The following is a 6,258-nucleotide window of genomic DNA, read 5'->3' as shown; positions in this document are numbered from 1 at the left end:
CGGTGGAGTCACCCCCACACACGATTTCCAATCGTGCCGATTAAGCCAGCTCTCGCATCTCTCCGCTATTTTTCTTCAGCCCTTAATGTAGCGAAAAACTTCTGAAGAAGCAAAAGAGATTCTTCCTGAAGTATTCCGCCAATGACTTCGATCCTGTGTCCGTACAACTCTGACTCATGCAGATTACCGACAGAGCCGCATGCTCCGCTCCGCGGCTGGGCCGTCCCATAAACGACTCTGTCCACCCGTGAAAGAAAAAGAGCCCCAAGGCACATATGGCATGGCTCCACGGTGACATATATCGATGATGAATCAAGACGCCAGTCGCCGATGGTGGCGGCAGCATCCTCTATCGCGAGCATCTCGGCGTGGGCTGAAGCGAGTGAACGCCCCTCCACCTCGTTATGCCCCCGCCCGATTATCTTCCCATCTCTGACGATGACAGCACCGACGGGCACTTCCCCTTCTCCAAGAGCCTTCCTTGCTTCAAGGAGAGCCTCCCCCATCATCCTTTCATCCATTATTACAAGCCCGTCACCTTCTTCGGAATCGCGTCGATGATCGCCGATACTACCAGAACGACAACATCCTCGAAAGGAGGCGCGGCATAGATATCTTTTCCTGACATCGACGTTCCCGATATCCTGCGGTTGATCCCGCCTGACATCGCTTGCACCCTGTTTCCTTCCGTCCTGACCGACTCTTTTGTGTTCTCATCTGTCGATTCCCACATGATGCGGCCGGTCGCCGGATCCACCAGGCTGACAGTCAGGCCTACCTGTGTCGCCGAAGATGAGCCTTCCTCCCGGTAATCAGCTTCATCCTTAAGCCAGAGGTAGACATGCGGAATCATGATAAGATCCACGTTAAGAGTCGAAAGAGCGTTAAGGAAATCTACGTCGGCGGTGTGCGAAGTCGCCCATTTGTCATTGAACTCACCGATCCTGTCACCGAGATTCTCGGCATATATCTTTATTTTGAACGTCTCTGGCGACTGGAATGTAAAATCGTCCAATTCTGTAACATGTTCCCAGAGGACCCGGTTTGTTATTCTTTCAGACTCGCGATCGGGGTCTTCCCCGCGAGTCACCGAGCTCACCACGGGCAGGACAAGTATCGATTGTATTTTTCCAGAATCAAAATCAGGTTCCGCTTTTATCACGGAAGGATGCTGGGATTTACACGCGGCAAAGGCCACAAGCGCCAGCAAAGCGATATAAGCCGGAAATCTTTTCATAACCTCTCCCTTCCTGCCCTTAAGGGTAATGGGCTGCGCATTTGATCATCAATTCTCTTTCAAGGAACAATAACAATGCCGGCCGGCCATTGTCAACACGATATAAAGCTAATCAGTTAACGGACCCTGTATTGGCCGGTTTTCTAAATTTTGACGTTCTTTCCGCCGATAAAAAAGCCCGGCGACTCGGCCGGGCGTCGTTCATCAGAGTTCATGGAGCCGGATCAACCAAGTCCCGGTATCGAACCAAGCAACTTTTCCTTGGCCAGCAACCTCTGCCAGTTGGCTTCGACTTCCTTTTCGATCCCCTCGAGCTCCGCGTCGGTCAGGTGACGGAATCTTCCCTGAGGTTTCATATAGTCACGTACCGAAGTCGGTTCGAAATCTTTCCATACATCGAGTTTCTGGCCGTTCTCGGTTATCTCTACTATCGGATATACCTTCGATGTGACGGCCAGCCTCGCCATCTTTACCGAGAGCTCCGGGGAGAGTTTCCACCCTGTCGGACAGGGAGCAAAGATCTGGATATATTTCGTACCCTTTATCTCCTTGGCTTTGGCGACTTTCCTCATGAAATCATGCGGATAAGCCGTCGAAGCTGTCGCGATATAAGGTATGGCATGAGCCGCCATGATATCGATCATGTTTTTCTTCGGCCTCGTTTTGTAGCTCGTCACAGGCGTAGTCGTCGTCCATGCTCCCACCGGAGTCGACGAGCTTCTCTGGATCCCTGTATTCATATACGCCTCATTGTCATAGCAGACATATATGATATCGTCATTCCTCTCCGCCGCGCCCGAAAGGGCCTGCAGACCTATATCAAACGTCCCGCCATCTCCCGCCCAGGCCATCACTGTCGTTTCCGTGTCGCCGCGCATCTTCAGACCGGCCTTGATTCCGGAAGCCACGACGGCGGCTGTCTCGAAAGCGGTATGGAAAATCGGCTGCTGAATACATGAATGTGGGAAAGAGCCATCTATGACTGCCCAGCAGCATGCCGGAATGACCAGGGCCGTTTGCGGTCCAAGAGCCTTGAGCGCAAAACGCATCGCCTGGGTAGCTCCGCACCCCTGGCAGGCAAGATGACCGGATCCCATATACTCTTCCATTGGAATACTTGCCTGTTTCATCTCTTCACTCCAATCCAGTTGATATATCTTTCCGGTTTCTTGTCGGTCAGCGCCTTGTCGGCGATCTCTCTTATGACCTCCGGTGTGATATCACGCCCCCCGAGTCCCGCTATATATCCGGTGATCGGAACGTCAGTCCTGCCGTATAGCGCGCTCTTTATCTCCTGGAAAAAGATCCCGTGTCCGCCGAATGATATATTCCTGTCGATCACGGCGACTTTTTCAGTCTTTGAAAGTACTTCGAAGACCTCTTCGAACGGGAATGGTCTGAAGACGCGTATCTTCAACGCTCCTATTTTGATACCTTCATCCCTCATCTCGTCGATGACGGCTCTCGTCGTCGAGGCGACGGTACCGGAAGTGACAAGGATCGTCTCTGCGTCTTCGCACCGGTATGCTTCGACAAGCCCGTACTTGCGGCCGAATATCTCCTCGAATTCCCTGTCGACCCTCTTGATCACATCGATGCTCTTTTCCATCGCTTCCTGGATCATGTACCTCAGTTCCATGTACATGTCCGGACCGGCCAGATTGCCGAACGAATGAGGATCGTTCACGTCTATCTTTATCTCCGGTTCATAGGGAGGAAGGAATTTTCTTACCTGCTCCTTGTCGAAGAGATCGACTATCTCGTAAGTATGAGAAAGGAAAAAGGCGTCCATCACTATCATTACCGGCATCTGGAGTTCTTCGGCGATCTTGAAAGCCTGAGGGATCGTATCCTGCGTCTCCTGGTTGCTTTCGACATAGATCTGGAGCCATCCGACATCCCTCTGCGAAAGCGAATCGTTCTGATCGGTCCAGATGCTCCACGGAGGCCCGACCGCCCTGTTTATATTCGCCAGCACTATCGGAAGCCTCGCCCCTACCGCCCAGTGCAGCATCTCGTGCATCAGCAGCAGCCCCTGGGAAGAGGTCGCCGTAAATGCCCTGGAACCTGCCGCGGAAGCCCCCACGCAGGCAGCCATCGCGCTATGTTCCGATTCCACCTTGATGAATTCAGCGTCGATCTCGCCGTTGGCGCACATCTCTGAAAGAAGTTCCACAACATGGGTCTGAGGGGTGATCGGGTAAGCCGAGATCACTTTGGCTTCAGAGGCTTTGACGCCGTAACTGACGGCGTGATTTCCCATGATGACCTTTTTCATTTTCCCTCCTCCCGCGTTGAAAAGGCGCTGCGAGGGCATTCCTCAACGCAAACAAGGCAGCCTTTGCAATAATCATAATCGATCTCATATTCATCCTTGCCGCGTTTTATCGCGACGTCGGGGCAAAAGATCCAGCAGTTGTCGCAGTAGTTGCAGACTCCGCAGGAGAAACAGCGGTCAGCTTCATTATGAAGCAGCTCTTCGGTGAATCCCGTTTTGATCTCCCTGAACGTCCCCTTTATCTGTTCTGCGGCGATCGTCGGCACCCTGTTCTGTTTCACGTGTGAGAAATACGCCGTATTCATATCATCGATCCCCACGACATTGGGAGGAGTCATTATCGGTTCTTCCTCGCCCGAAAGGAATCGTCCGATCCTCTCTGCCGCCTTGCGTCCGGCGGCTATCGCCTCTACGACGCTGGCCGCGCCTGTGACAATATCTCCTCCGGCGAAGATCTTCTCATTGCTTGTTTCTCCGAAATCACCTTTTGCGCTGACAAGATCCCATTCCGTCTCCAGGTGGCCGCTGAACGGATCGAGATCGGCCTGCTCGCCGATAGCGGGAAACAGGCTGTCGACCTCAACGCTGAAGGTCTCTCCCTCGACCGGGACCGGACGCCTCCGGCCCGAATCGTCAGGCTCTCCCAGTTCCATCTTCTGGAATACGACACTTGAGAGTCTCTTTCCCTTTACCACCAGTTCTTTCGGAGCGCAGAGGAAATGGAATTTTACCCCTTCCTTCTCCGCTTCTTCTATTTCTTCCCTTATAGCAGGCATCTCCGCCATCGTTCTTCTGTAAAATACCGTTACATCGCTTCCACACCTTATCGCCGACCTGGCGACATCCATCGCAGTATTTCCGCCTCCTATGACAGCTACTTTTTTACCCGGATCTACCTTTTCACCACTGTTCACCCTTTTTAGAAATTCGAGTCCAGGTTCGACTCCCTTGCAATCCTCATTGTCGATCCCGATCTCGCGGCTGCGTGTAAGTCCGAGACCGAGAAATACCGCGTCGTATTCGCTCTCGATCTCCTCGATGCCTGGATCCCGACCGACTTCTATCCCGGTCCTGACCTTGATCGGACCTGATTCGACTATCGCGCTTATGACCTTGTCGAGAGTATCGTTCGGGAGCCTGAACTCGGGGATCCCCCAGCGGAGTATCCCGCCGAGAGCTTTCTCCATCTCGAATAGAGTGACCGGATATCCCTGCCTGGCGAGATAAAAAGCGCATGACAGGCCGGCTGGGCCACTCCCGACGACAGCGACCTTCTCATTCTTCGTCGCTTTCGATCTGCTCATCCACTGAGGATTTTCAAGCCCTTTGTCTCCCAGAGACCGTTCTATCGCGTTGATATTCACCGATTCGTCAAAATCCCTCCGAGTACAGTTCGCCATGCACGGATGAAAACAGACCCTGCCGGTCACGGCAGGCATCGGGTTGGAATCGATTATAGTCTTCCACGCGTTTTCGTAGTCATTCTCCGTCACCAGATAGATATATCGCTGGATATTCTCACCAGTCGGGCATCCCGCCTTGCACGGAGAAGTCTTGTAATCGTAGTAGGGACGGACATTCCGCCATGAGCCAGTACGGTTCCAGAGCATATCTGTAACCGTCATCGGGCGGATCGGCATTTCCCTGTACGTTTTAAATTCCACCTTTTCGACCATTTATCCTCCAGCCTCCTGATTGAACGCTTTTAAGGCTATCAGCCTCCACTCCCGCGTCCGGCACCTTCCCGCCGGTATCACCTATCAGGAAATAATCTTGACTCCGTTGCAGGCATCCTCAGCCGCCTGCATGTTGGCTTCCTTCTTGATCGGGACAAACCCGTCGATCGCTTCCTTGACAGCCTTTATGCCTACAAGCCCCGTAGCACCGGCAAAAGCGCCTACGATCGATGTATTTACGATCGGCGTAGCCCGCGATCCGAGCCTGTGTCTGAGGGCGATCCTGTTCGCGTCGACGGTCGCGACATGGAACTTTTCAGTCAATTCTGATTTTTCTACCGTGTCATTGGTGTTGATTATTATCCATCCGCCCTCTTTCAGGCCTTCGGTTATATTCACCGTCTCGATAAGGACTCTGTCGAGGACGACAAGATGGTCGGGCTGGTATATCTGGCATCTTTCCCTTATCAGGGAATCTGAAACGCGGGTGAAGGCCATAACCGGAGCTCCGCGCCGTTCCACGCCGAAAGCGGGAAAAGCCTGAACGAATTTACCTTCATGAAAAAACGCGTCCGCGATTATCTCGGAAGCGATCACAGCTCCCTGGCCGCCCCGGCCATGGGTCCTGATTTCGATCATACCCTGTCCCTTTCTGGCAGTTATGTCATCTGATCTTAAAAAAAAATGATACCGTTCAATACTGACAATAACGGGTCTGGCGCACGAAAAAGACCCATTGGCACAGTATATTGAAAGATGTCAAAAGGTCAAGCGCAATTTTGTTATCTCTTATAATTTAATCTTTAATTAGATTAAGTCAAGCCAATAAAATCAGCTTCCATGCGGTTTTTGACAGGGGAAAAAACAAATGACTGGCCTTGCGCCAGGATCGTAATCCGTTATAAAATAAACCGATACAGCGCGTCCCCCGGATTCGGGACCTCACCGGGCCTTCCTGCCGGAAGTACGATCGGAAGAAAAGGAAAAATACGCCCAGGAGGATTCGAACCCCCAACCTCCTGGTCCGTAGCCAGACGCTCTATCCAGTTGAGCTATGGGCGCATATT

Annotated in this window: 6 protein-coding genes and 1 tRNA gene; all 7 read right to left on the bottom strand. The window is 52.4% G+C overall.

Translation table 11 applies throughout. From position 1 onward, the window contains the following. Positions 1–65 precede the first annotated feature (65 nt). Entirely contained in the window at positions 66–506 is a 441-nt protein-coding gene (locus JW814_08825) for a nucleoside deaminase (GenBank protein ID MBN2071545.1), read from the bottom strand. A 17-nt stretch (positions 507–523) separates the two neighbouring features. After that, a complete protein-coding gene (locus tag JW814_08820; protein ID MBN2071544.1) occupies positions 524–1,237 on the bottom strand; it encodes a hypothetical protein in 714 nt (237 codons plus the stop codon). A 224-nt stretch (positions 1,238–1,461) separates the two neighbouring features. After that, a complete protein-coding gene (locus tag JW814_08815) occupies positions 1,462–2,367 on the bottom strand; it encodes a 3-methyl-2-oxobutanoate dehydrogenase subunit beta (protein MBN2071543.1) in 906 nt (301 codons plus the stop codon). Continuing rightward, entirely contained in the window at positions 2,364–3,515 is a 1,152-nt protein-coding gene (porA, locus tag JW814_08810) for a pyruvate ferredoxin oxidoreductase (protein ID MBN2071542.1), read from the bottom strand. Before porA ends, JW814_08815 begins: the two co-directional genes overlap by 4 nt. Beyond that, positions 3,512–5,191, bottom strand: a complete 1,680-nt coding sequence (locus JW814_08805; GenBank protein MBN2071541.1) for an FAD-dependent oxidoreductase — start codon at positions 5,189–5,191, stop codon at positions 3,512–3,514. Before JW814_08805 ends, porA begins: the two co-directional genes overlap by 4 nt. Before the next feature lie 84 nt (positions 5,192–5,275). After that, positions 5,276–5,830 (bottom strand): 2-oxoacid:acceptor oxidoreductase family protein, encoded by a 555-nt coding sequence (locus JW814_08800; protein MBN2071540.1) that lies wholly within the window; start codon positions 5,828–5,830, stop codon positions 5,276–5,278. 349 nt (positions 5,831–6,179) lie between these two features. Further along, a tRNA-Arg gene (locus tag JW814_08795) sits at positions 6,180–6,253 on the bottom strand. Positions 6,254–6,258 lie beyond the last annotated feature (5 nt).

The organism is Candidatus Krumholzibacteriota bacterium, assembly GCA_016932415.1.
GTDB lineage: Bacteria > Krumholzibacteriota > Krumholzibacteriia > Krumholzibacteriales > Krumholzibacteriaceae > Krumholzibacterium.
This window is presented reverse-complemented; position numbering and strand designations above follow the sequence as displayed.